The sequence below is a fragment of the Telluria sp. ZB4P34 genome (assembly GCF_059686055.1).
On record NZ_JCASIF010000001.1, the window covers coordinates 190,547 to 212,935 of the forward strand.

General features: G+C 67.2%; 20 protein-coding genes. 12 read left to right on the top strand and 8 right to left on the bottom strand.

Annotation, left to right across the window (positions count from 1 at the left end):
* The first annotated feature begins 20 nt into the window (after positions 1 to 20).
* Positions 21 to 2,096, top strand: coding sequence for a prolyl oligopeptidase family serine peptidase (locus AC56KL_RS00835; protein ID WP_497178259.1), 2,076 nt, complete (start codon positions 21 to 23; stop codon positions 2,094 to 2,096).
* On the opposite strand, the gene AC56KL_RS00840 is transcribed toward AC56KL_RS00835, so the two are convergent.
* Positions 2,093 to 2,677: an acyl-homoserine-lactone synthase gene (locus AC56KL_RS00840; protein WP_497178260.1), complete on the bottom strand. Its 585-nt coding sequence runs from the start codon at positions 2,675 to 2,677 to the stop codon at positions 2,093 to 2,095. The genes AC56KL_RS00835 and AC56KL_RS00840 overlap by 4 nt on opposite strands.
* Before the next feature lie 223 nt (positions 2,678 to 2,900).
* Here AC56KL_RS00840 and AC56KL_RS00845 point away from each other — a divergent pair, with 223 nt between their 5' ends.
* Positions 2,901 to 3,116 carry a helix-turn-helix domain-containing protein gene (locus AC56KL_RS00845; RefSeq protein ID WP_497178939.1) on the top strand — a complete coding sequence of 72 codons (216 nt, stop codon included), beginning with the start codon at positions 2,901 to 2,903 and terminating at the stop codon, positions 3,114 to 3,116.
* Here the strand turns inward: AC56KL_RS00845 and AC56KL_RS00850 are convergent.
* Positions 3,091 to 3,825, bottom strand: coding sequence for an autoinducer binding domain-containing protein (locus AC56KL_RS00850; RefSeq protein WP_497178261.1), 735 nt, complete (start codon positions 3,823 to 3,825; stop codon positions 3,091 to 3,093). The genes AC56KL_RS00845 and AC56KL_RS00850 overlap by 26 nt on opposite strands.
* Before the next feature lie 357 nt (positions 3,826 to 4,182).
* Between AC56KL_RS00850 and AC56KL_RS00855 the strand changes: the two genes are divergently transcribed.
* Positions 4,183 to 9,087, top strand: a complete 4,905-nt coding sequence (locus tag AC56KL_RS00855) for a response regulator (protein WP_497178262.1) — start codon at positions 4,183 to 4,185, stop codon at positions 9,085 to 9,087.
* On the top strand, positions 9,087 to 9,947 hold the full coding sequence (locus AC56KL_RS00860) for a CheR family methyltransferase (RefSeq protein WP_497178263.1): 861 nt from the start codon (positions 9,087 to 9,089) through the stop codon (positions 9,945 to 9,947). Before AC56KL_RS00855 ends, AC56KL_RS00860 begins: the two co-directional genes overlap by 1 nt.
* 3 nt (positions 9,948 to 9,950) lie before the next feature.
* On the opposite strand, the gene udk is transcribed toward AC56KL_RS00860, so the two are convergent.
* The 3 genes from udk to glpD all read right to left on the bottom strand — a co-directional run bounded on the left by udk (position 9,951) and on the right by glpD (position 12,943).
* Complete coding sequence (udk, locus tag AC56KL_RS00865) at positions 9,951 to 10,592, bottom strand: uridine kinase (RefSeq protein ID WP_497178264.1); 642 nt, start codon at positions 10,590 to 10,592, stop codon at positions 9,951 to 9,953.
* Positions 10,593 to 10,691: 99 nt separating this feature from the next.
* Positions 10,692 to 11,306 (bottom strand): glutathione S-transferase family protein, encoded by a 615-nt coding sequence (locus AC56KL_RS00870; protein WP_497178265.1) that lies wholly within the window; start codon positions 11,304 to 11,306, stop codon positions 10,692 to 10,694.
* Between the two features lie 65 nt (positions 11,307 to 11,371).
* Positions 11,372 to 12,943, bottom strand: coding sequence for a glycerol-3-phosphate dehydrogenase (gene glpD, locus AC56KL_RS00875; protein ID WP_497178266.1), 1,572 nt, complete (start codon positions 12,941 to 12,943; stop codon positions 11,372 to 11,374).
* A gap of 121 nt (positions 12,944 to 13,064) precedes the next feature.
* Here glpD and AC56KL_RS00880 point away from each other — a divergent pair, with 121 nt between their 5' ends.
* Both AC56KL_RS00880 and AC56KL_RS00885 read left to right on the top strand, forming a co-directional pair.
* A complete protein-coding gene (locus tag AC56KL_RS00880) occupies positions 13,065 to 13,727 on the top strand; it encodes a phosphohydrolase (protein ID WP_497178267.1) in 663 nt (220 codons plus the stop codon).
* A complete protein-coding gene (locus AC56KL_RS00885; protein ID WP_497178268.1) occupies positions 13,714 to 14,562 on the top strand; it encodes an SIR2 family NAD-dependent protein deacylase in 849 nt (282 codons plus the stop codon). Before AC56KL_RS00880 ends, AC56KL_RS00885 begins: the two co-directional genes overlap by 14 nt.
* Positions 14,563 to 14,808: 246 nt before the next feature.
* Here the strand turns inward: AC56KL_RS00885 and AC56KL_RS00890 are convergent, their stop codons facing one another.
* Both AC56KL_RS00890 and AC56KL_RS00895 read right to left on the bottom strand, forming a co-directional pair.
* Positions 14,809 to 16,911, bottom strand: coding sequence for an ATP-dependent helicase (locus tag AC56KL_RS00890; RefSeq protein WP_497178269.1), 2,103 nt, complete (start codon positions 16,909 to 16,911; stop codon positions 14,809 to 14,811).
* Between the two features lie 397 nt (positions 16,912 to 17,308).
* Positions 17,309 to 17,545 carry a hypothetical protein gene (locus AC56KL_RS00895; protein ID WP_497178270.1) on the bottom strand — a complete coding sequence of 79 codons (237 nt, stop codon included), beginning with the start codon at positions 17,543 to 17,545 and terminating at the stop codon, positions 17,309 to 17,311.
* A gap of 194 nt (positions 17,546 to 17,739) precedes the next feature.
* Between AC56KL_RS00895 and AC56KL_RS00900 the strand changes: the two genes are divergently transcribed.
* The 3 genes from AC56KL_RS00900 to AC56KL_RS00910 all read left to right on the top strand — a co-directional run bounded on the left by AC56KL_RS00900 (position 17,740) and on the right by AC56KL_RS00910 (position 19,471).
* Positions 17,740 to 17,916 (top strand): hypothetical protein, encoded by a 177-nt coding sequence (locus AC56KL_RS00900; RefSeq protein WP_497178271.1) that lies wholly within the window; start codon positions 17,740 to 17,742, stop codon positions 17,914 to 17,916.
* A gap of 253 nt (positions 17,917 to 18,169) precedes the next feature.
* Complete coding sequence (gene fghA, locus AC56KL_RS00905; RefSeq protein WP_497178272.1) at positions 18,170 to 19,012, top strand: S-formylglutathione hydrolase; 843 nt, start codon at positions 18,170 to 18,172, stop codon at positions 19,010 to 19,012.
* A gap of 18 nt (positions 19,013 to 19,030) precedes the next feature.
* On the top strand, positions 19,031 to 19,471 hold the full coding sequence (locus AC56KL_RS00910; protein WP_497178273.1) for an FKBP-type peptidyl-prolyl cis-trans isomerase: 441 nt from the start codon (positions 19,031 to 19,033) through the stop codon (positions 19,469 to 19,471).
* A gap of 19 nt (positions 19,472 to 19,490) precedes the next feature.
* Here the strand turns inward: AC56KL_RS00910 and AC56KL_RS00915 are convergent, their stop codons facing one another.
* Positions 19,491 to 20,249, bottom strand: a complete 759-nt coding sequence (locus tag AC56KL_RS00915) for a hypothetical protein (protein ID WP_497178274.1) — start codon at positions 20,247 to 20,249, stop codon at positions 19,491 to 19,493.
* A gap of 235 nt (positions 20,250 to 20,484) precedes the next feature.
* Between AC56KL_RS00915 and AC56KL_RS00920 the strand changes: the two genes are divergently transcribed.
* The 3 genes from AC56KL_RS00920 to AC56KL_RS00930 all read left to right on the top strand — a co-directional run bounded on the left by AC56KL_RS00920 (position 20,485) and on the right by AC56KL_RS00930 (position 22,387).
* Complete coding sequence (locus AC56KL_RS00920; protein ID WP_497178275.1) at positions 20,485 to 20,691, top strand: Hsp20/alpha crystallin family protein; 207 nt, start codon at positions 20,485 to 20,487, stop codon at positions 20,689 to 20,691.
* Between the two features lie 212 nt (positions 20,692 to 20,903).
* Entirely contained in the window at positions 20,904 to 21,572 is a 669-nt protein-coding gene (locus tag AC56KL_RS00925; RefSeq protein WP_497178276.1) for a phosphoribosyltransferase, read from the top strand.
* 38 nt (positions 21,573 to 21,610) lie between these two features.
* Positions 21,611 to 22,387, top strand: a complete 777-nt coding sequence (locus AC56KL_RS00930) for a hypothetical protein (protein ID WP_497178277.1) — start codon at positions 21,611 to 21,613, stop codon at positions 22,385 to 22,387.
* Positions 22,388 to 22,389 lie beyond the last annotated feature (2 nt).

The following is a 22,389-nucleotide window of genomic DNA, read 5'->3' on the forward strand; positions in this document are numbered from 1 at the left end:
CTTGCCGGAGCATCCTCACCATGACCCCGCCAGAGCGCCCGCAGTCCCCCGTTCCCGACGACCCTTACCTCTGGCTCGAGGAGGTCGACGGCGCGCGCGCCCGCGCCTGGGTGCGCGAGCGTAACTGCGCCGCCGAGGCCGAGCTGGAGGGCCGGCCCGGCCATGCGCACCTTCGCGAGCGCCTGCGCGCCATCCTCGATTCGACCGACAGGATCCCGTATGCGGGCTGCCATGCCGGCCTGCTGTACAATTTCTGGCGCGATGCCGCCCATGCGCGCGGCATCTGGCGCCGTACCACGCTCGACGAGTACCGCAAGACCGCGCCCGCCTGGGAGACGCTGGTCGATCTCGACCTGCTGGCGCGCGAAGAAGGCGAAAACTGGGTCTGGGGCGGCGTCACCTGGCTCGAACCCGAGGGCGGCCGTTGTCTCGTATCGCTCTCGCGCGGCGGCGGCGACGCCCATGTCGTGCGCGAGTTCGACCTGGCCACGCGCAGTTTCGTGGCGGACGGCTTCAATCTGCCGGAAGCCAAGAGCGACGTCGCCTGGATCGACCGCGACACCCTGTTCGTCGGCAGCGACTTCGGACCCGGTTCGCTCACCGGGTCCGGCTATCCACGCATCGTCAAGGAATGGCGGCGCGGCACGCCGTTGGCCGAGGCCCTCACCGTGTACGAAGCCCTGCCAGACGACCTGTCGGTCTCGGCCTGGGCCGACGCGACGCCCGGCTTCGAGCGCGCGTTCGTGCAGCGCCAGATCGGCTTCTACAGCAGCGAACTGTTTGTGCGGCGCGGGGGCGTGCTGGTCAAGATTCCCAAGCCCGAGGACGCGAATGCCTTCGCGGTGCGCGACCAGCTCATCGTCGAGCTGAGGTCGGATTGGGAGATTGGCGGGCGCAGCTACCCGCAGGGCGCCTTGCTGGCCGCCGATCTCGAGGCGGTCCTGGACGGCAAGGCCCGCTTCGAGCCGCTGTTCCTGCCCACCCCCGCCACCTCGCTCGACGGCCTGACGGTGACCCGCGACGCCCTGCTGCTCACCGTGCTCGACAAGGTCAAGAACCGCATCGTCGAGCTGCGCCGCGGCGCCGAGGACTGGCGGGCGCGCGCGCTCGCCCTGCCGGCCCTCGGCGCGCTCGACACCTGGGCCTTCGACCGGGTCGCCTCGAACCGCTACTTCCTGACCGTGACCGGCTTCACCGCGCCATCCACCCTGTACCTGATGGAAGCGGGCGCCGACGAGGCGGTGGAACTACCGGAGCCGCTCAAGGCCATGCCCGCCTTCTTCGACGCCGAGGGCTTGCAGGTGCACCAGTTCGAAGCCTTGTCCAGCGACGGCACCCGGGTACCCTACTTTGCCGTGATGCACCGCGACACCCGCCTGGACGGCGACAACCCGACGGTCCTGTACGGCTACGGCGGCTTCGAGGTCTCCCTCAAGCCCGCCTACGGCGCCATCAGCGGTGCGGCCTGGCTGGAAGACGGCGGCGTCTACGTGGTGGCCAACATCCGCGGCGGCGGCGAGTTCGGTCCGCGCTGGCACCAGGCGGCCCTGAAGGAGCACCGCCAGCGCGCCTTCGACGACTTCATCGCCGTCGCCGAAGACCTGGCCGCGCGCGGGATCGCCAGCAGCCGCCGCCTGGGCATCATGGGCGGCAGCAATGGCGGCCTGCTGGTCGGCGCCGCGCTCACCCAGCGCCCCGAGCTGTTCGGGGCCGTGGTGTGCCAGGTGCCCCTGCTCGACATGCGCCGCTACCATACGCTGCTGGCGGGCGCCTCGTGGATGGGCGAATACGGCGACCCCGACGATCCCGCCGAGTGGGCCTGGATCGGCCGCTACTCGCCCTACCACCAGGTGCGTCCCGGGGTGCGCTACCCGCGCGTGCTGTTCACCACCTCGACCCGGGACGACCGGGTGCATCCGGGCCACGCGCGCAAGATGGCGGCGCGCATGCTGGAACAGGGCCACGAACTGCTGTACTGGGAGAACACCGAAGGCGGCCACGCCGGCGCGGCGGACAATGCCCAGACCGCGCGCATGTGGGCGCTGACCTGGACTTTCCTTCGGCGCGAGCTTCGTGGCGACCGCGATCAGGCCTAGGACGCCATGCGCTGGGCGAACAGCGCTTCCCAGGTCGCGCGCACGTCCACGTAGAAGGCCACCGCGTTCTCGATGCCGATGCGCTGCGGCGCGCCGAGCCGGCTGGTGACGACGCCGGCGCGGCGCGTCAGGCGCTCCATCGCCGTCGTGGTCACCGTCACGTAGTGCGTCAGGCCGTTCTCGATACCGTAGCGGACCACGGCTTCGAAGCATTGCATCGTCATGTCCGAAAAGCCGTAGCGGTTCTCCTTGTCGGTTTCCAGGGCGAAGCGCGACAGCTCCCAGATGCGCGCGTCGCTGGGCGCGGCCCGGCCCTCGAGCAGTTGGGGGAAGGAATCCTTGAGCATGTACGGACCCTCGGTCGGCAGCAGGCGCCAGCAACCGAGCAGCGGGCCGCCCGGCTCGCGCATCTGCATGTAGGCCGGGTCGAGTGCGTCATAACCGTCGATTTCCATGCCGGACAGCACCGGCACTTCCCAGCCCAGGCGCCCGCTGAATACCTTGGCGCGTAGCGTATGCATATCCCACAGATCTTTGGATTTGAACTCACGGCGTGCTGCGATTTTGATTTGCATCGTCATTTTTAGGCCCCTAGTTGTGGTGGATCAAACTATGCGTTTCGCATACAAGATTCATGCAAAACGGGCAGGGCTGGAACTATCAGCTCTGCTAGGTGGCTATGCATCACCGCGGTGGAATACTTGCAGACTGCATACACAGCCACGGAGAGGAGCAGACATGGGAAATGAACTGATGTGCAAAGCACTGGCGGCAGTACTTGAAGCGGACCGGACGGGACAAGCCATGCAGGCGGGCGGCGTGCCGCAGGCGGCGCCGCACGACTTGCGGCGGCTCCGAAACGCCAAGCGCGAAAGCCAGGAGAAATTCTGGAGCCGTTTCGGGGTGACCCAGTCGAGCGGCAGCCGCTTCGAGACCGGGCTGGCGGTGCCGGCCCCCGTTGCCATCCTGCTGCGCCTCTACGTCAACGGCAGGCTCAGCGACGGTGATCTTCCGGGGTGATCAGGCCGAGGGCGATCGCCTTGACGACCGCCTGCTGGCGCGTGCTGACGCCGAATTTCTGGCGCACGTTGGCCAGGTGAAAATTGACGGTGGCCTCGGAACACCCGGTGATCCGGGCCACTTCCCAGGAAGACTTGCCCGCCATGACCCATTGCAGCACTTCGAGCTCGCGCCGGGTGAGGCGCGGCAGCTCGGATTCCGGACGCGCCTCGCGGAAGCGCGCCGACGACGCGAAGGCATAGTCGCGCACCAGGGACAGCGCCGGCAGCACGGCGAGCAGCGAGCGCTCGAACTGCTTGCCCGGACCCATGTCGGTAGCAAAGGAAATCATGCCCAGTTCACCCTGCGGGCCGTGGATGGGCAGGGTCACGCCGCTGCGGATACCGTGTGCGCGGGCTTCCTCGTACAAGGCGCCGGGCACCCCGCCGCCAAAGGTGGCCGGCGCCCAGACCAGTGGGAGCGTATTGCCTACACAGTGGACGACCGTCGGATCGACATGGACGAAGCCGTTGGCGTCATAGCGATCACGCCACGCGGGAGAATAATTGGCGCGCGTAAACGCTGTCTCGAACTTCACATGTCGCGACGGGACAACGCCGTACAGCATCTGATCGAAGCCCAGGCTGTGCGCCAGCCCGAACAGTCGTTCCGTCCAGGTCGGATCGTCCTTGGCCTCCAGCAACTCGAGCAATAGTGAGGTGTCGATCATGTGACAAATACGGTTCGCTATTGCCTCATGCTAAATGAGTTCGATGACAAAAGAGTCACCAATTGCAACTACCAGCCCGCGATGGGAGACAAATCCGGATCTTTGTAGTGTCAATACAACAATGTCCTCGTCAATTGTGCGCCAGCTCCTGTTCATTTGCGTTACGCTCCGCCGGATTGCCAGCTCTATTTTTCTAGATTGCAAGATTTCTTCTGGCAAAGTGTTCGGAATACTTGACTTGGACTTATACAAGAGTATCTTCTCTGGATTTCACAGTTGACAGTCCCAGGCCGGCGCATCCGCCTGCCCTGTGGCGCACCACCCCTTCACCACACACGCGATACAAGGATTGAGTCGATGAACAACATGACCGACATGGGCGAACAGTTGGACGTCAAACTATTGCTGACCACGTTGATGGCGCTGAAAAAAGGCGACTTCTCGGTCCGCATGCCCTCGGACTGGACCGGCGTGTCGGGCAAGATCGCCGACACCCTCAACGACATCATCGAAACCAAGCAGAAGATGGTGGAGACGGTCACCGACGTGTCGCGTGTGGTGGGCCGCGAAGGCCACCTGACCCAGCGTGCCGACCTGCCGGGCGTGGTGGGCGGCTGGGCCACCATCATCAGCTCGGTCAACACCCTGATCGACGACCTGGTGCGTCCGACCACGGAAATGGCGCGCGTCATCGGCGCGGTGGCGAAGGGCGACCTGTCGCAGACCATGGCGCTGGAAGTCGACGGCCACCCGCTCAAGGGCCAGTACCTGCGCGCGGCCATGACCGCGAACACCATGGTGGAACAGCTGTCCTCGTTCTCGTCCGAGGTGACGCGCGTGGCGCGTGAGGTGGGTACCGAGGGCAAGCTGGGCGGCCAGGCGCAGGTGAAGGGCGTGGCAGGTACCTGGAAGGACTTGACCGACTCGGTCAACTCGATGGCGGGTAACCTGACCTCGCAGGTGCGTAACATCGCGGAGGTGACCACCGCCGTGGCGAACGGCGACTTGTCCAAGAAGATTACGGTGGACGTGCGCGGCGAGATCCTGCAGCTGAAGGACACCATCAACGTCATGGTGGACCAGCTGCGCTCCTTCGCATCCGAGGTGACGCGCGTGGCGCGTGAGGTGGGGACGGAAGGAAAACTCGGTGGCCAGGCCTATGTGCCGGGTGTCGCGGGTACCTGGAAGGACTTGACCGACAACGTGAACTTCATGGCCTCGAACCTGACGGGCCAGGTGCGTAACATCGCGGCGGTGACGACCGCGGTGGCGAACGGCGACTTGTCGAAGAAGATTACCGTGGACGTGAAGGGCGAGATCCTCGAGCTGAAGAACACGATTAACGTCATGGTGGACCAGTTGTCCTCGTTCGCATCCGAGGTGACCCGCGTGGCGCGTGAGGTGGGTACCGAGGGCAAGCTGGGCGGCCAGGCGGTCGTGAAGGGTGTCGCGGGTACCTGGAAGGACTTGACCGACTCGGTGAATTCGATGGCGGGTAACCTGACCGGCCAGGTGCGTAACATCGCGGACGTGACCACCGCGGTGGCGAACGGCGACTTGTCCAAGAAAATTACCGTGGACGTGAAGGGCGAGATTCTCGAGCTGAAGAACACCATCAACGTGATGGTCGACCAGCTGAACTCCTTCGCATCCGAGGTGACCCGCGTCGCACGAGAGGTGGGTACCGAGGGCCGCCTGGGCGGCCAGGCGAACGTGCCGGGCGTTGCGGGCACCTGGAAAGACTTGACCGACGGCGTGAACTCGATGGCGGGTAACCTGACCGGCCAGGTGCGTAACATCGCGGAGGTGACCACCGCGGTGGCGAACGGCGACTTGTCCAAGAAAATTACCGTGGACGTGAAGGGCGAGATTCTCGAACTGAAGAACACCATTAACGTCATGGTGGACCAGTTGTCCTCGTTCGCTTCCGAAGTGACGCGCGTGGCGCGTGAGGTGGGTACCGAAGGTAAACTCGGCGGACAGGCCTACGTGCCGGGCGTCGGCGGTACCTGGAAAGACTTGACCGATAACGTGAACTTCATGGCCTCGAACCTGACGGGCCAGGTGCGTAACATCGCGGCGGTGACGACCGCGGTGGCGCGCGGTGACTTGTCCAAGAAGATTACCGTGGACGTGAAGGGCGAGATTCTCGAGCTGAAAGACACCATCAACGTCATGGTGGACCAGCTGTCCTCGTTCGCATCCGAGGTGACCCGTGTGGCGCGTGAGGTGGGTACCGAAGGTAAACTCGGCGGCCAGGCAAACGTGTCGGGTGTGGCGGGTACCTGGAAGGACTTGACCGAGAACGTGAACCAGCTGGCGGCGAACCTGACCAACCAGATGCGTGCGATCGGTGAAGTGGCGACCGCGGTGACGCGAGGCGACCTGTCGCGCTCGATTCAGGTGGAAGCGCGCGGCGAGATGTCCTACCTGAAGGACAACATCAACGAGATGATCCGAAACCTGAAGGAGACCACGCAGAAGAACGCGCAGCAGGACTGGCTGAAGACCAACCTGGCGCGCTTCACCCGCCTGCTGCAGGGCCAGCGCGACCTCCAGGCCGTGACCAAGCTGATCCTGTCCGAACTTGCGCCGCTGATCTCGGCCCACCACGGCGTGTTCTACATGATGGACTCGCAGGAGACCGATGCACGCCTGCGCCTGATCGCGAGCTACGGCTATCGTTCCAGCCGCAAGCTGCCGACTTCCTTCCTGCCGGGCGAAGGCCTGGTGGGCCAGTGCGCGCTGGAGAAGAACCGCATCTGGCTGACCGACGTGCCGCGCGACTACATCGTGGTCTCGTCCGGCCTGGGTTCGGCCCCGCCGAACAACATCGTGGTGCTGCCGATCCTGTTCGAACAGCAGGTCAAGGCGGTCATCGAGATCGCCTCGCTCGACCGCTTCACCGAAACCCACCTGTCCTTCCTCGACCAGCTGATGGAGTCGATCGGCGTGGTCCTGAACACGATCGAGGCGAACAGCCGTACCGAGTCGCTGCTGACCCAGTCGCAGTCGCTGGCGCAGGAACTCCAGCAGACCAACCAGGAACTGGCGGAGAAGGCGCGCCTGCTGTCCGAGCAGAACATCGAGGTGGAGCGCAAGAACCGCGAAGTGGAACAGGCCAAGCTGGCGCTGGAAGAAAAGGCGACCCAGCTGGCCCTGTCCTCCAAGTACAAGTCCGAGTTCCTGGCCAACATGTCGCACGAACTGCGTACTCCGTTGAACTCGCTCCTGATCCTGGCGCAGCAGCTCTCGGATAACCCCGAGGGCAACCTGTCGGGCAAGCAGGTGGAATTCGCGAAGACCATCCACGGCTCCGGTTCCGACCTGCTGACCCTGATTAACGACATTCTCGACCTGTCGAAGATCGAATCCGGTACCGTTACGCTGGACGTGTCGGAATACCGCTTCTCGAACCTGCGCAACTACGTCGACCGCACCTTCCGCCACATGGCCGAAGCCAAGCACCTCGGCTTCGAGGTGGCGCTGGCCGAGAACCTGCCGACCGCGGTGATGACCGACACCACGCGCCTGCAGCAGGTCCTGAAGAACCTGCTGTCGAACGCGTTCAAGTTCACCAGCCACGGCCAGGTCGAACTCACCATCAGCCTGGTGAGCAGCGGCTGGACCCACGACCACCCGAACCTGGTGCACGCCGACGCGGTGCTGGCGTTCTCGGTGCGCGACACCGGCGTCGGCATCCCGTCCGACAAGCTGCAGCTGATCTTCGAAGCCTTCCAGCAGGCCGACGGCTCGACCGCCCGGAAATACGGCGGCACCGGCCTGGGCCTGTCGATCTCGCGCGAACTGGCGCGCCTGTTGGGCGGCGAGATCCGCGTCGAATCGACCGTCAATGTCGGCTCGACCTTCACGCTGTACCTGCCGTACAACCGCGCCGGCTTCATCAACTACGAACAGGCGCGCCAGCCGCAGCCGGCACGCCTGGCTCCGCCGCCGGCCGCGCCGGCGCAGGTCGCCTACCAGCCGTCGGCCCAGGCCACTACCGACATCGTCACCGTCGATGCGATCGAGCCCGGCTCGCTGGTCGAGTATTCGTCGGTGCTGGACGACCGCGGCCTGGTGACCCCGGGCGACCCGTCGGTGCTGATCGTGGAGGACGACGAGCGCTTCGCCAAGGTGCTGCTCGACTTCGCCCGCGAGAAGAACTTCAAGGGCATCGTGACCCAGCGCGGCGGCTCGGCCCTGTCGCTGGCGCGCGACTACCTGCCGTCGGCGATCCTGCTCGACATCGACCTGCCGGACATCGACGGCTTCACGGTGCTCGACCGCCTCAAGCGCGACCCGAACACCCGCCACATCCCGGTGCACGTGATGTCCTCGCTGCGCGAGCGCGAACGTGCGCTGCGCCAGGGCGCCATTTCGTACATCAACAAGCCGGTGGGCCGCGAGGCGCTGCAGGAGGAATTCAAGCGCATCCAGAAATTCCTGATGGGCGGCAAGCGCTCGCTGCTGGTGGTGGAAGACGACATGGCCCAGCGCGAATCGATCGTCGCGCTGATCGGCAACGCCGACATCCACATGGTCACCGTGGACACCGGCGCCGCCGCCCTCGAGGCGCTGGAGAGCGCACGCTTCGACTGCATGGTGCTGGACCTGACCCTGCCGGACGTGTCGGGCTTCGACCTGCTCGACCGCATCGGCGCCAACGAACGCCTGCGCGACCTGCCGGTGGTGATCTACACCGCCAAGGAACTCTCGCGCAAGGAAGTCACGAAGCTCAAGCGCTATGCCAAGACCATCGTCATGAAGGACGCCCGCTCGCCGGAGCGCCTGCTGGACGAAACCGCGCTGTTCCTGCACCGTTCGCAGGCCAGCCTGCCGGAACAGCAGCGCCGCATGCTCGAGGAAATCCACGCGCTCGACGGCGGCCTGGCCGGACGCAAGGTGCTGATCGTCGACGACGACCTGCGTAACATCTTTGCGCTGTCCACCCTGCTCGAGCGCCAGCAGATGCAGGTGCTGTTCGCCGAGAACGGCCGCGACGGCATCGAGGTGCTGGAGAAGGACCCGACCATCGAGATCGTCCTGATGGACATCATGATGCCGGAGATGGACGGCTACGACACGATGCGGGCGATCCGCCGCATTCCGAAGTTCCGCTCGCTGCCGATCATCACCCTGACCGCGAAGGCGATGAAGGGTGACCGCGACAAGTGCATCGCCGCCGGCGCCTCGGACTACATCACCAAGCCGGTCGATGTGGCCCAGCTGCTGTCGATGATGCGCGTGTGGTTGCACTGATGGGTGAGTTGAGTGTCTGGACCGGCTTTGCCGGTCTTGCCAACCTCCAGGCCACCGAGGAACTCGAGATCGAACTGCTGCTGGAAGCCGTCTACCAGCGCTTTGGTTTCGATTTCCGCGGCTATGCCCGCCCCGGGCTGCGCGAGCGCCTGCAGGCCTTGCTGCAGGCGCGCGGACTGGCGACGGTCTCCGGCCTGCAGGAGCGCGTGCTGCACGAAGCCGGCGTCGCCCAGGAGGTGGTGCGGGCGCTGGCGGTGCCGAAGGCTGAGCTGTTCGACCTGCCGGAGGACACGCGCCGCCTGCGCAGCGCGCTCGGCGACAGCCTGCGCCCGACCGCCCTGCCCAAAGTGTGGCTGGCGGAGCCGGCCGGCGTGGCCGAAGCGTGGACGCTGGCGATCGTGCTGGCCGAGGAAAAGCTGTACGGGCGTACCGAAGTGTTCGCCACGCTCGCCAGCGAGGAGCTGCTGCTGGAAGCCCGCAACGCTTCCCTGCCGGCCGGCGCGCTCGCGCTGGCCCAGCCGCAGTACGAAGCCAGCGGCGGCAGCGGCCGCCTGGCCGACTACTTCGAAGTGTCGAACGGCGAGGCGCGCCTGCTGCCGCGCCTGCGCGAGCGCATCACCTGGGCGCAGTACAGCCTGGTGACCGACGCGTCCTTCCAGGAATTCCACGGCATCGTCTGCCGCCGCGCCCTGCCCGACTTCGGCCCGGTGCTGCGCCAGCGCGTGCTGCGCCTGTTCCGTGACAGCCTGTCGCTGTTCGGGGTGGTGGGACTGGACCGCGAGCTGGGCGCGGCCGACGCCGGCGCGCCTGACTACCAGCCCCTGTTCGAGGACGGCGGCTGGTACAAGCGGGTGCGCTGATCCTCAGGGGCGCCTGAGCTGGCCGATCACGCTCGCCACCTTGGTGGTGATCACGTCGACCGCCGGACCGTTGGCGCCGTGGGGCAGGATGACGTCGGCGTGGCGCTTGGTCGGCTCGATGAACTGCTTGTGCATCGGGCGCACCGTTTCTAGGTACTGCTTGACGATGCTCTCCATCGAGCGGCCGCGTTCGGCGATATCGCGCTGCATGCGGCGGATGAAGCGCACGTCGGGTGCGGTATCGACGAAGATCTTCAACGACATCATGTTGCGCAAGTCCGCGTCATACAGTGCGAACAGGCCTTCGATCACGATGACCGGAGCCGGCTTGACCGGGATGGTCTTGTTGGAGCGGTTGTCGATCGTGAAGTCGTATTCGGGCATCTCGATCGCCTCGCCATTGCGCAGGGCGCGCACGTGCTGCACCAGCAGCGGCCAGTCGAAGGCCTGCGGATGGTCGTAGTTCTGCCTGCGCCGCACTTCCGGGGTGAGGTCGGACTGGTCGCGGTAGTAATCGTCCTGCATCACCACCGAGACCATCTCGGCGCCGAAGGAAGCCAGCACCTGCTGGGTCACGGTTGACTTGCCGCTGCCGCTTCCGCCGGCGACACCGATGACAAACGGAAGAAAAGAAATCTCATTCATCCCCGCATGATACCGGAGCGGCGTGCGAACCGACAGGGGAGGCGCCATCCGCAGCCGGCCCATGTTGCCCCGCCGGCAAGTCTCACCGGCGCTGTCGCCCTATGTTTTGTGCTCGGCGGCAATCCGGTCGCGCCAGGCCGCCAGGTGCGGCATTCCCTCGTCCGCCGGCCGGAACCGCAACAAGCCCCGCGCGAACTCGAGCGTGCAGAAGGCCGTGATGTCGGCGATCGTGAAGCGTTCCCCGGCCACGTAGGGCTGCTGCGCCAGTTCGCCATCCAGCCAGCGCGCCGTGGCCCGCATCTTGACGCCCTGGGCGGCGCCGAAGTCCGGGAACTGCGGCTGTTCGAGGGTCGCCAGCCCCGGGTGGGTGTGGCGCACGCACAGGGCCGTCTCCAGCATCAGGTGCAGTTCCATGCGACGGTCGGCCATCTCGATGAAGGCGCGCTCGGTGGCGTCGCGCCCCATCAGGTTCGGCTCCGGATACAGGCCCTCGAGGTAGGTGCAGATCGCCCGCGTCTCGCTGAGTGCGCGGCCGTCGTCGAGCACCAGCACCGGCACCCGCGCGAGCGGATTGATGGCCGTGAACCCGGCGGCGCGGTGCGCGCCCGCGTTCAGGTCGACTTCGACCTGCTCGACGCCGTCGATGCCCTTGGCGGCCATGAACATGGTAACGCGCCGCGGATTCGGCGCACGGGGACTCGTGTACAGACGCATGGAAGCTTCCCTGGAACAGGCAGACAGGCAGGACGCTCATGATAGCGCGAACGGCGCTCCCGCGATCAGGCCGGCTCGGCAAGCGCCGCGCGATCGTTCTCCCTGCGCGCGGCCGCCATCCAGGCATCCACCGCCTGTGCGCAGCCCGGCGCCGTGTGCAGCCCGAGCTTGCTGCGCCGCCACAGCACATCCTCGGCGCAGGCGGCCCATTCGTGCCGCACCAGGTAGCGCAGCTCGGCTTCGTAGAGCCCGGGCGCCACTTCCTCGCCGAGTTCCTCGAGCCGGGAGGCGCCGGCCAGCAGCGCCTCGACGCGCGTGCCGTAGGCGCGCGCCCAGCGCAGCACCAGGCTTGGGGGCAGCCAGGGATGACGGCGTTCGCACGCGGCCACCCAGCGGTCGAATTCGAGCACGCCGCGGCTGTCGGGCGTGCCGCCGAACAAGTCGCCGCCGGGCAGCAGCGCGCCCGCCGTCCAGCGCGCAAGCGGGCGGCCGAGGGCCGTGCCGATCCAGTCCGCCACTTCCTCGGCCAGCTTGCGGTAGGTGGTGATCTTGCCGCCGAATACAGACAACAGCGGCGCGCCGGCGTCATCCGGCGCCAGCAGGTAGTCGCGCGTCGCGGCGGCGGCACTGGCGGCCTCGTCTTCGAGCAGCGGGCGCACGCCGGAGTAGCTCCACACCACGTCGGCGGGCGCGACCTGGCGCCGGAAATAGCGGTTGGCGAGCTCGCACAGGTAGCCCGTCTCGGTCCCCGCGATCGCCACCTCGTCCGGGTCGCCCTGGAACTCGACGTCGGTGGTGCCGATCAGGGTGAACGCGCCTTCGTAGGGCATCGCGAACACGATGCGCCGGTCCGGATGCTGGAAAATGTAGGCGTACTTGTGCTCGTACAGGCGCGGCACCACGATGTGGCTGCCCTTCACCAGGCGCAGGCGGCGCTGCGGCGGCTTGCCGGTGGCCGCCTCGGCCAGCTGCGCCGCCCACGGTCCCGCCGCATTCACCAGGCAGCGCGCCTCGACCTGGAAGCGGCGCCCGCCCCCCTCCAGCGTGGCCATCCAGCGGCCGGGATGGCGCACAAGGCTCGAACAGCGCGTGTGGGTCAGGATGGTGGCGCCGCGTTCGTGGGCGTCGAGCGCGTTGAGCACCACCAGCCGGGCGTCGTCGACCCAGCCGTCGGAGTACACGAAACCGCGCGTAAAGGCCGGCTTGAGAGGGGCGCCGGCCTGGTGCCCGGCCAGCTCGACCGCTCTTGACGCGGGTAGAAACGCGCGCGGCGCCAGCCGGTCGTACAGGAACAGGCCGGCCCGGATCAGCCAGGCGGGCCGCTGCGCGGCGTCGTGCGGCATCACGAAGCGCAGGGCCTGCATGATGTGCGGGGCGCTGCACAGCAGGGTTTCGCGCTCGGCCAGCGCCTTGCGCACCAGGCCGAACGCGCCGTGCTCGAGGTAGCGCAGGCCGCCGTGCACCAGTTTGCTCGATGCCGAGGAGGTATGGGCGCCGAGGTCGTCCTTGTCGCACAGGATCACGCGCAGTCCGCGTCCGGCCGTATCGCGGGCGATGCCGACGCCGTTGATGCCGCCGCCCACGACCAGCACATCGCACTCCAGCACGCCGTCGGCCTTGTCATGCACACCATTCATGTCGCCTCCTGTGCGCGGGCCCATCCCGCCTATCCGGTCCAGTGTAGGCAGGCGGCGCAGAAGCATCTTTGCTTGCATCAATTATGCAGAGAATGCCCGGGCCCGTGTGTAAAATCGCCACATGCACAATGCTTCGAGCGCCGCCGCGCGCGCCTGGGTCCGGATGCCCTCAGGCAAACGATTGGACCTGCTGAACCCGACCCCGTTCGACTGGGACGACGCCGACCTGGCGCTCGGCCTGGCGCGCACCTACCGCTGGGGCGGCCACTCTGCCTGGCCGCTGCCGCTGTCGGTGGCCCAGCACTCGATCGCGGTCATGCTGCTGCGCCGCGCGGGTTCTGCTACCGGCGCCGCTGCGCCCGCCACCACGCCGCTGCAGGACCTGCGCGAACTGCTGCACGATGCCGAAGAGGGCCTGCTCGGTTTCGACGCCATCTCGGTGATCAAGCCATTCCTGGGCGAAGGATTTCGCGCGCTGACAAAGCGCCTGGAGCAGATGGTGTTCCTGCGCTACGGATTGCCTGGCTGGACGGAAAAGGAACACCGCCTGCACAAGCAGGCCGACCGGCTGGCGGCGGCCAGCGAGGCCGTGCACGTGGCCGGCTGGTCGACCGAGGAAGTACGGCGCACCCTGAAGATCCGCGCCGCCGTGCTCGAGAACGATCCGCTGGCGGCCCGCTACGGCTGCACCCCGTGGGAGCCCTGGCCCCCCGGCCTGGCCGCCGAGCGCTTCCTGGCCGAACTGGAACGCCTCAAGGAAGCCGCTGGCCATGCAGCCGCCTGACGAGGACATCGCCCGCGCCGGCGCCCTGCTCGCCGCTGCCGACGGCTTGCTGGTGGCCGCCGGGGCCGGCATGGGAGTGGACTCGGGCTTGCCGGATTTTCGTGGCGCGGCCGGTTTCTGGCGCGCCTATCCGCCGCTCGGGCGGCTCGGGCTCGCCTTCCACGAGATCGCCAGTCCCGCCGCCTTCGAGCGCGATCCGCGCCTGGCCTGGGGCTTCTATGGACACCGGCTGCAGCTCTACCGCGCCACCCGTCCGCACGCGGGCTTTCGCCTCCTGCGCCTGCTCGCCACGCGCATGGCCGGCGCCGGTTTCGTTTTCACCAGCAATGTCGACGGCCAGTTCCAGGCCGCAGGCTTCGATCCCGCGGCGATCGTCGAGTGCCACGGCTCGATCCACCACCTGCAATGCTCCAGGCCGTGCGGCGATGCCGTATGGCCGGCGCAGGGCCTGGCGCCGCAGGTGGACATGGACGCCTGCCGGCTCGTCTCCGAACTGCCCCGTTGTCCGCATTGCGGCGCGCTGGCGCGTCCCCACATCCTGATGTTCAACGACAGCGCCTGGCTGCCGGAACGGACCGAAGCGCAGGTCGAGCGCTTCATGCGCTGGCGCGCGGGCCTGCGGCGTCCCGCCGTCATCGAATTGGGAGCCGGTGTCGACATTCCCTCGGTGCGGCGGGTGGCGGAGTCGCAAGGGGTGCCGGTAATCCGCATCAACCCGCGCGCAGCAAGGGTGCGCAATGGTGTCGCACTAAAGCTGGGCGCACTGGAAGCCTTGCGGCGGCTTGCGGAGCTGCTGAATGTTGACTTAGGTCAATCGAATGGTCTAAAGGACTGATTTACTTGAACATTTTCCAATATCCACAAGAACTGTGGATAAAGATGTGGAAAAGCAGCACTTGACAAGCCGCAAGTCCAGCAAGAATGCGGGTTTCAACAAATTGCCCGTTCGACAGGCAAAACGAAAGCCTTTAGAAATCAAGGACTTGCGAATGCACCGCTTTCGCGCATCAGCCTCCTGTGGGGCAAATTCCTACATGGGCGCCTGACGGGGGATAAGTCGTCATCGCCCCGGCATCATCGCTCATTTCCACGCGTTCCGGGCGCGTTCGCGAACCAGCATGCGCACGCTCTCCGGCACCGGCCTGCGCACTTGCTGCGATTCCGCACTGAGCCAGGCCGTTTCCTCGAAATGCGCCAGCATGACCGGGGTGATGAAGCGGGTGCGCGCCGCGTACACATGGCGGTCGCCTGTCGCAGCCTGCTGCTTGATGAAAAAGCGCTGCGGGACCACCAGGTGCAGGTGCTCGCGGGCGCGCGTCATCGCTACGTAGAGCAGGCGCCGCTCTTCCTCGATGTCGTCCTGGCTGCCGGTACTCATGTCGGACGGGATGCAGCCATCCACCACGTTCAGCACGTAAACGCACTGCCATTCCTGGCCCTTGCTCGAATGGATGGTCGACAGGATCACGTAGTCTTCGTCCAGCAGCGGCGGGCCGGCGCGGTCGCTGGTCGCCTCGGGCGGGTCGAGGGTGATCTCGGCCAGGAAGCTCTCGCGGCTCGCGTGCCCGCCGGCCAGCCCTGTCAGCTGCTCGATGTCGGCCGCGCGCACCTGGGCGTCGTCGTGCATGCGCTCGAGGTGAGGCAGATACCATTGCTTGACCAGTTCGAGGTCCGCCGGCCAGCGCAGGCCGGGCGTGCGCAGGCGGCGGTACAGGGCGGCGAAGGCATCCCAGTCGAGCCTGGCTTTGGCGGGCGGCGCGAAGGCTTCCACCGCGGCCGCTGGGTCGGCCGCCTCGCCCACCGTGTCCAGCAGGCGGGTGGCGGTGGCCGGTCCGATGCCCGGGATCAGCTGGGCGACGCGGAATCCCGCCAGGCGTCCGTGCGGGTTCTGGGCGAAGCGCAGGGTCGCCAGCACGTCCTTGATGTGGGCGGCTTCCAGGAATTTCAGGCCCCCGAACTTCACGAAGGGAATGTTCCGGCGCATCAGTTCCAGCTCCAGCGCGGCGCTGTGGCTGGCCGCGCGGAACAGCACCGCCTGCGACTTCAGGGCGATGCCGGCCTCGCGCTGCTCCAGCACGCGATTGCAGACCCAGCGCGCCTGTTCGGCTTCGTCCGGAATCAGGACCAGTTGCGGCTTGATGCTCGAGGCCCTGTCGGTCCACAGGGTCTTGGCATAGCGCTCGCGGGCGCCGGCGATGACGGCGTTCGACGCGTCCAGGATCGGCTGAGTCGAGCGGTAGTTGCGCTCCAGCGTGATGATCTCCGCCGGACGCGAGAAACCCTTCGGGAAGTCGAGTATGTTGCGCACCGTGGCGCCACGGAAGGCATAGATCGACTGGGCGTCGTCGCCGACCACCATCACGCCCTCGCCGGCCGGCTTCATGCCGGTGACGATCGCCGCCTGCAGGCGGTTGGTGTCCTGGTACTCGTCCACCAGCACGTGGTCGAACAGGGCGCCGATCTCCGGGCCCAGCACCGGGTCGGCCGCCATCTCGGCCCAGAACAGCAGCAGGTCGTCGTAATCGAGCACGTTCTGCTCCTGCTTGGCGTCGACGTAGGCGCCGAACAGGGTCTTGAGTTGCGCTTCCCATTCGCTGCACCAGGGGAAGGTGGACTGCAGCACCGCCTCCAGCGGTTCGCGGCTGTTCACCACGCGCGAATAGATCGACAGGCAGGTGCCCTTCAGCGGAAAACGCTTGTCGAGTTGCGACAGCCCGATCTCGTGACGCACCAGTCCCATCAGGTCTTCGGAATCGCCGCGGTCGTGGATGGTGAAGGATTCGTCCAGGCCGATGCGGCCCGCGTACTCGCGCAGCAGGCGCGCCCCGATCGCGTGGAAGGTGCCGGCCCAGGGCAGCGTAACGGCAGCCTGCGCCCCGTTCCTGCCCAGCATCCGCTGCAGCACGCCGCTGGCGCGCCGGGACATCTCGCCCGCCGCCCGGCGCGAGAAGGTGAGCAGCAGGATGCGCTGGGGATCGGCGCCGGCGCCGATCAGGCGCGCGACACGGTGCGCCAGCGTATTGGTCTTGCCGGATCCTGCGCCGGCAATTACCAGCAGCGGACGGACGCTGGGCGCGCCAATATCGTGCTCGACCGCAGCGCGCTGTTCGGCATTCAGGCCGGCAAAAGGATCGGCGACAGGCGGCGTCTCGAGGACGGCGGTGAGGGCATGGCAGGTGGGCATGCGATACTGTACATTTATCCAGTTCTCTTGCGCAAGTCGAAAAACCGGGATATGCAAGCCCGCGCACGTTTGACACGGTGTCTTGCCGCGTGTCAGGTCATGCAACACATGCAAAAACCGTGCTAGGTAGTTAATACTTAAAAACTTTTCCGGATATCCACAAAGTCTGTGAATAACTATGTGGAAAAGCGGGGGCTTGACACGCCGAATGCGGCCATCTGTGCGGCTTTCAACAATTTGCCTATTGGGAAGGCAACCGGTATAGCCCCACAAATCAAGGGCTTACGTGCCACTGTGGCGTGCGCGGCACGTGGAAACACAAAATTATTTCTGGGAAATTATTGTGTATAAGCCCGTGCTGGCTGTCCAATTCTTGTCCCGCCAGAGGGCGGCGTCATCACGGGTGCGCATCGCCCGGCATGCTGCGCCGCTGGCGCGGTTCCAGCAGCACCCGTGCAATGATGCGTCCGCTGATGGCGTGTGCCTTCAGATACTCGATCGCACCGACGCTGCCGGTCAGCCCTGCCTGGGCAATGGCCTGGTGCACGATGTCGCGCCGGCGCAGGTCGCGCCTGGCCTCGGCGCTGGTGGCGCCCTCGGAAATGGTCGGGGAATTGTCCAATGGATTCATCATGCGCCTGGCCTTTCCATATCGCGGCTTGTCGCTCGCAAGCGAGTATGGGTGAAGCGCAAACAATGTCAATATCAGATACGAATCAAACAAAAGCGTTCGTGTCTGAGCTCGGCGTTTGCCGCTGGTCCAGCGCTGCGCCGCGTCCCATGGCGGCCGCCTACAATGGCCACGCAACCAACCCACGCGAGGACCCCATGAGCATGCACACCGATCCCGACCTGAATCCCGGCGACGAGGCCGAGCCGGGCACCCCCGGCGCCGGCGAAGACGTCTGCGAGGCCTGCGCCGGCAGCGGCAAGCTGTCCGATGGCAAACCCTGTTCGAACTGTGGCGGCAGCGGCAAGGTCATGCGGGGCATTGGCGGCGGTTGAGCGCCCGCCAGGGCGGCGCACGGACAGGCAGCGGGGCGGCGGCGATCATCCGCCGATGACACCCTCTCACGCGTCCTGCGCGCCTTCCGCCTCGGCATGGCGCCGCTGGTGATCGGCATGCTGCTGGCAAGCGCCTGGCTGCCCGGCGCCGGGGCCCTGCCGGGCGCCCTGGGTATCGTTTGACCCGACTCGGCTGGCACACGGCCGCGCCAGGGTGCATACTTGCGCTATTGTCCACTCCATGACGACATTCATGCCAGAACTCCTCAGCGAACATGCCTGCTTCGGCGGCGTCCAGCGCTACTACAGCGTGCAGTCCGGGGCAATCGGCCTGCCGATGCGCTTTTCCGTCTACCTGCCGCCCGGCGCAGAAGGCAAACGCCTTCCTGTCCTGTTCTACCTGGCGGGCCTGACCTGCACCGAAGAGACCTTCATGACCAAGGCCGGCGCCCAGCGCGTGGCCGCACAGGAAGGCCTGATCCTGGTCGCGCCCGACACCAGCCCGCGCGGCGCCGGCGTGCCGGGCGAAACCGACAGCTGGGACTTCGGCGCCGGGGCCGGCTTCTACCTCGATGCGACCCAGCCCCCCTGGTCGCAGCGCTACCGCATGTACGGCCACATCCTGGAACTGCGCGAGCTGGTGCTTGCCAGCTTGCCGGCAGACCCGGCGCGGGTGGGTATCTTCGGGCACTCGATGGGCGGGCACGGGGCGCTGACGCTGGCCCTGAAGAATCCCGGCCTGTTCCGCTCGGTGTCGGCCTTCGCGCCGATCGCGGCGCCGATGCGCTGCCCGTGGGGCAGGAAGGCCTTTGGCAGCTACCTGGGCCCGGACGAAGCGGCCTGGCGCCAGTACGATGCGACCGAACTGATGAACGACATGCACGCCGCGCCCTTCCCCGGCGGGATCCTGATCGACCAGGGCCTGGCCGACAAATTCCTTGCAGAGCAACTGTATCCCGAGGCCTTCGAAGAAGCCTGCGCGCGCGCCGGCCAGCCCTTGCTGCTGCGCCGCCATGCGGGATACGACCACGGCTACTACTTCATCTCGACCTTCGTCGAGGACCACTTGCGCTTCCACCGCAGCCAACTCGGATAAGAAACCAGGATAACAACGATGAAACGACTCCTCAGCTATTGCACTATCGGCCTCGCGCTGACCCTGTCCGCCACCGCCTGCAAACGCAATGAGGCGCCCCAGGCGGCCGCGACGGCCGCCGTGCCCTTCCAGAAGATCGACACCGTTGCCGGCAGCGGCAAGGAAGCCGTGGCGGGCGCCACCGCCGTGGTCCACTACACGGGCTGGTTGTACGAGCCAGGCGCCGCGTCGCAGCGCGGCGCCCAGTTCGATTCCTCGCGCGGACGCGAGCCGTTCAGCTTCCAGGTCGGCGGCGGCCAGGTCATCCCGGGCTGGGACCAGGGCGTGCAGGGCATGAAGGTGGGCGGCAAGCGCACCCTGATCCTGCCGCCGGAACTCGGCTACGGCGCCGGCGGCGCCGGTCCGATCCCGCCGAATGCCAACCTGATCTTCGAGGTCGAGCTGCTGGACGTGCGCTGAGCGGGCAGATCCCGGGTGCTCAGTCGTCCTCCACCAGCCGGCGGAACGGGCTGCGCCCCTCCTTCACCAGCGCCGTCAGCGCTGCGCGCGACAGCGGCGCAGCAGGAAGCGCCAGCCGCGCCGGCTCGACCCGCAGTGGCTCGGCCTTGACCAGCTGCAACCCGTTCTCGCTACTGTCGATCAGGGTGCCGCGCGCGTCCAGCTGGTCCAGGGTGTCGAGCACCAGCCGGACTGCGCTGTCTGCGAGCAAGTGGCGTCCGAAGGACAGCTCGCCGAGCGTAAAGGCTTTCATGGCCGGGCCGATCTGGCGCAGCGCCGGATCGCGGCTGAGCACATAGTAGGGCGCGCCTTCCGGATCGCGAATCGCAACGACACCGTCGATCTCCCACTCGGCGCCCCGGATGTTGTACACCTCGCCGCGCCAGCCGTTGATCTCGATCGGCCCGTTATGCACCAGGCGCTGCGGCAGGGCCGCCACCAGTGCGGTCAGGGTCTGCATCAGGCCGCGCCCCAGGCCATGGGCGTTCGCTCGCAGCGCTTCCTCCAGGTCGGCGAGCCGCGCCACCACCGGCTTGCCGTCGAGTTCCACGACCTGGTAGGACTCGCCGCCCAGCACCAGCCGGTATTGCCGCGCGTCGGGCGCGCCGGCGCGAAAGTCGCCGTTGTCGGCGATTTCGAACACCAGCGTGTCGGGACGGGCGAGCTGTTCATAGACGGCTCGGGTACCTGCCTGGACGGAGGCGGACAGGAAGACGCAGAGCAGGATCAACAGGCGCATGGGTTCGGTATGGACATGAGGGATGGTCTGTACAGGATAGCAAAGCGTGCAGCGCTATAGATGCATTTTGGAAACAAATTGTAATCCGCCGCCACACCCCCATACCCCTGCGCAGCCCGTATGAAAACAGGCCGCCTGGAGACGATGAATGAACTGCCGGCGCCCGCCGGCCAGGTCAATGTCCATTCACGGAGGCCATCATGAATCCCATCAGGAGAGGCAACCCCGCGCCCCCATGAGTCGGGAAGACGTCGAGGTCTCGGTCGACGGCCAGCGTGTCACCATCGAGGCGGAATGCCGCTCGGCAAACGAACGCCGTGACGGTGAAACCGTGGTGTATGCTGAACGTACCGCACGCAAGTTCATGCGCAGCTCCGCCCTGCCCACCGAGGTCGACGACGGTACGGCACAGGCGCGGCTCGGGAACGGCGTTCTGCTTTGATCCTGCCGAAAAAACAGGGCACTGAAGCACGCCGCCTGACCATCCAGTAAGCGCCGCCCGCGCTGCATATCGGGCTGGCGCCTCCGTGGTCCGCATACCGCGCGCGGCGCCCTGCCGCGGTGCGCTGCGGGCTGGTGGTCGTGCGTGGCACCGCTCGCCCCTTGTTTGCGGTTTGCTTCGTTGTCGTTCACGCGTTCTTTCGCCACTGCGCCATGTGGGATACCGAAGGCTACAGGAACCGCAGCCACGCCGGCCGGACGCTGGCGCAAAGCTTGCGCCAGCACGCCGGACAGGCGGGCCTGATCGTCCTGGCCCTGCCGCGCGGAGGTGTGCCGGTGGCCTTTGAAGTGGCGCGGGCGCTTGGCGCCGAGCTCGACGTGCTGTTGGTGCGCAAGCTGGGCACGCCCTACAACGCGGAATTCGCCATGGGCGCGATCGGCAGCGGCGGCGTACGCGTGCTGCAGCCCGGTGTGCCGGGCCTGATGGGCGTGACGCAGGAGCAGGTCGAGCGCGTCACCGCACGCGAACTGGCCGAGCTCGAACGGCGCGACCGCCTCTACCGGGGCGGCCGGCCGCCGCCCCAGCTCGCGGGACGCCCCGTGATCCTGGTCGACGACGGCATCGCTACCGGCGCCAGCATGCTGGCCGCAATCCGGGTCGCGCGGCTCAAGCGGCCGGCACTGCTGGTGGCGGCGGCGCCGGTGGGCGCGCCTGATAGCGTCGGGCGCCTCGCGGCGCAGGCCGATGAAGTAGTCTGCCCGCTGGTCCCGCCGCGCTTCCAGGCGGTCGGCCAGCACTACGGCACGTTCGGGCAGACGGAGGACGAAGAGGTGCAGGACTTGCTGGCGCAGGCATGGGCAGCGCCCGCCTCGCCACGGTGAAGGCAGCAAGGCAACCAGGACAACCGAAAGGAGCGGACATGAAACCAATTCCAACCGAGACGGCAACCGACGTGGGCAGCGTGGGCAAGTGGGTGGGCGCGGCAGCGGCCGGGGCGCTGCTGATGTACGTGCTCGACCCCGAGCGCGGCTCCGCGCGCCGCGCGCGCGCGCTGTCCGCGGTGCGCGCAGCCGGCGCCCGCACGGGGGCCGGCGTCGACCACGCGCTGCACAGCGCGGGCGAACGCCTGGTCGACCTGAAGGACAGCGCCGCCGGCGCCCTGTCGCGCGGCGCTGGCCGCCTGCAGGCGCAGGCGGCCCCGGTCATCGAACGCGCGCGCCATGGCGCGCAGCAGGCGACCCGGAAGCTCGAGGACAGCGCGGAGCGGGTGCGGGAGCGCGGACACAAAGCGGCCGGCTACGAACCCAAGCCGGCGCCCTACGACACCTATAACACCTACGAGTCGGACCGCTACGACGACGCGGGCGCGCGCGGCGCTGCGCGCACGCGCGGCGGGCTGGCGCAATGGCTGCGCGGACTGGGCGGCGCCGGCCCGGCCGGGCGCGGCGCGGCCGAGGCGCCCCATCCCGCCCTGGTGGGCGGCGGCATGCTGGGCATCGTCGGGCTGATGCGCCGTTCGCCGGGCGGACTGCTGTTTGGCCTGGCGGCGCTGGCGCTCCTGATGCAGAGCACGCGCAACCGGACCTACCGCGTCACCGACAACATGGCCCTGCCGCGCGTGAAGACGGCCGATGAAGCAGCCGAGGCCCCGATGATTCCGCCGGGCGAACAGGCCGGCAGCCGCTACCTGCACTGAAG

Coding starts and splice junctions, on each gene's coding strand:
- AC56KL_RS00835 (WP_497178259.1), top strand. CDS start 21: ATGACCCCGCCAGAGCGCCCGCAGTCCCCCGTTCCCGACGACCCTTAC.
- AC56KL_RS00840 (WP_497178260.1), bottom strand. CDS start 2,677: ATGACGATGCAAATCAAAATCGCAGCACGCCGTGAGTTCAAATCCAAA.
- AC56KL_RS00845 (WP_497178939.1), top strand. CDS start 2,901: ATGCAGGCGGGCGGCGTGCCGCAGGCGGCGCCGCACGACTTGCGGCGG.
- AC56KL_RS00850 (WP_497178261.1), bottom strand. CDS start 3,825: ATGATCGACACCTCACTATTGCTCGAGTTGCTGGAGGCCAAGGACGAT.
- AC56KL_RS00855 (WP_497178262.1), top strand. CDS start 4,183: ATGAACAACATGACCGACATGGGCGAACAGTTGGACGTCAAACTATTG.
- AC56KL_RS00860 (WP_497178263.1), top strand. CDS start 9,087: ATGGGTGAGTTGAGTGTCTGGACCGGCTTTGCCGGTCTTGCCAACCTC.
- udk (WP_497178264.1), bottom strand. CDS start 10,592: ATGAATGAGATTTCTTTTCTTCCGTTTGTCATCGGTGTCGCCGGCGGA.
- AC56KL_RS00870 (WP_497178265.1), bottom strand. CDS start 11,306: ATGCGTCTGTACACGAGTCCCCGTGCGCCGAATCCGCGGCGCGTTACC.
- glpD (WP_497178266.1), bottom strand. CDS start 12,943: ATGAATGGTGTGCATGACAAGGCCGACGGCGTGCTGGAGTGCGATGTG.
- AC56KL_RS00880 (WP_497178267.1), top strand. CDS start 13,065: ATGCACAATGCTTCGAGCGCCGCCGCGCGCGCCTGGGTCCGGATGCCC.
- AC56KL_RS00885 (WP_497178268.1), top strand. CDS start 13,714: ATGCAGCCGCCTGACGAGGACATCGCCCGCGCCGGCGCCCTGCTCGCC.
- AC56KL_RS00890 (WP_497178269.1), bottom strand. CDS start 16,911: ATGCCCACCTGCCATGCCCTCACCGCCGTCCTCGAGACGCCGCCTGTC.
- AC56KL_RS00895 (WP_497178270.1), bottom strand. CDS start 17,545: ATGATGAATCCATTGGACAATTCCCCGACCATTTCCGAGGGCGCCACC.
- AC56KL_RS00900 (WP_497178271.1), top strand. CDS start 17,740: ATGAGCATGCACACCGATCCCGACCTGAATCCCGGCGACGAGGCCGAG.
- fghA (WP_497178272.1), top strand. CDS start 18,170: ATGCCAGAACTCCTCAGCGAACATGCCTGCTTCGGCGGCGTCCAGCGC.
- AC56KL_RS00910 (WP_497178273.1), top strand. CDS start 19,031: ATGAAACGACTCCTCAGCTATTGCACTATCGGCCTCGCGCTGACCCTG.
- AC56KL_RS00915 (WP_497178274.1), bottom strand. CDS start 20,249: ATGCGCCTGTTGATCCTGCTCTGCGTCTTCCTGTCCGCCTCCGTCCAG.
- AC56KL_RS00920 (WP_497178275.1), top strand. CDS start 20,485: ATGAGTCGGGAAGACGTCGAGGTCTCGGTCGACGGCCAGCGTGTCACC.
- AC56KL_RS00925 (WP_497178276.1), top strand. CDS start 20,904: ATGTGGGATACCGAAGGCTACAGGAACCGCAGCCACGCCGGCCGGACG.
- AC56KL_RS00930 (WP_497178277.1), top strand. CDS start 21,611: ATGAAACCAATTCCAACCGAGACGGCAACCGACGTGGGCAGCGTGGGC.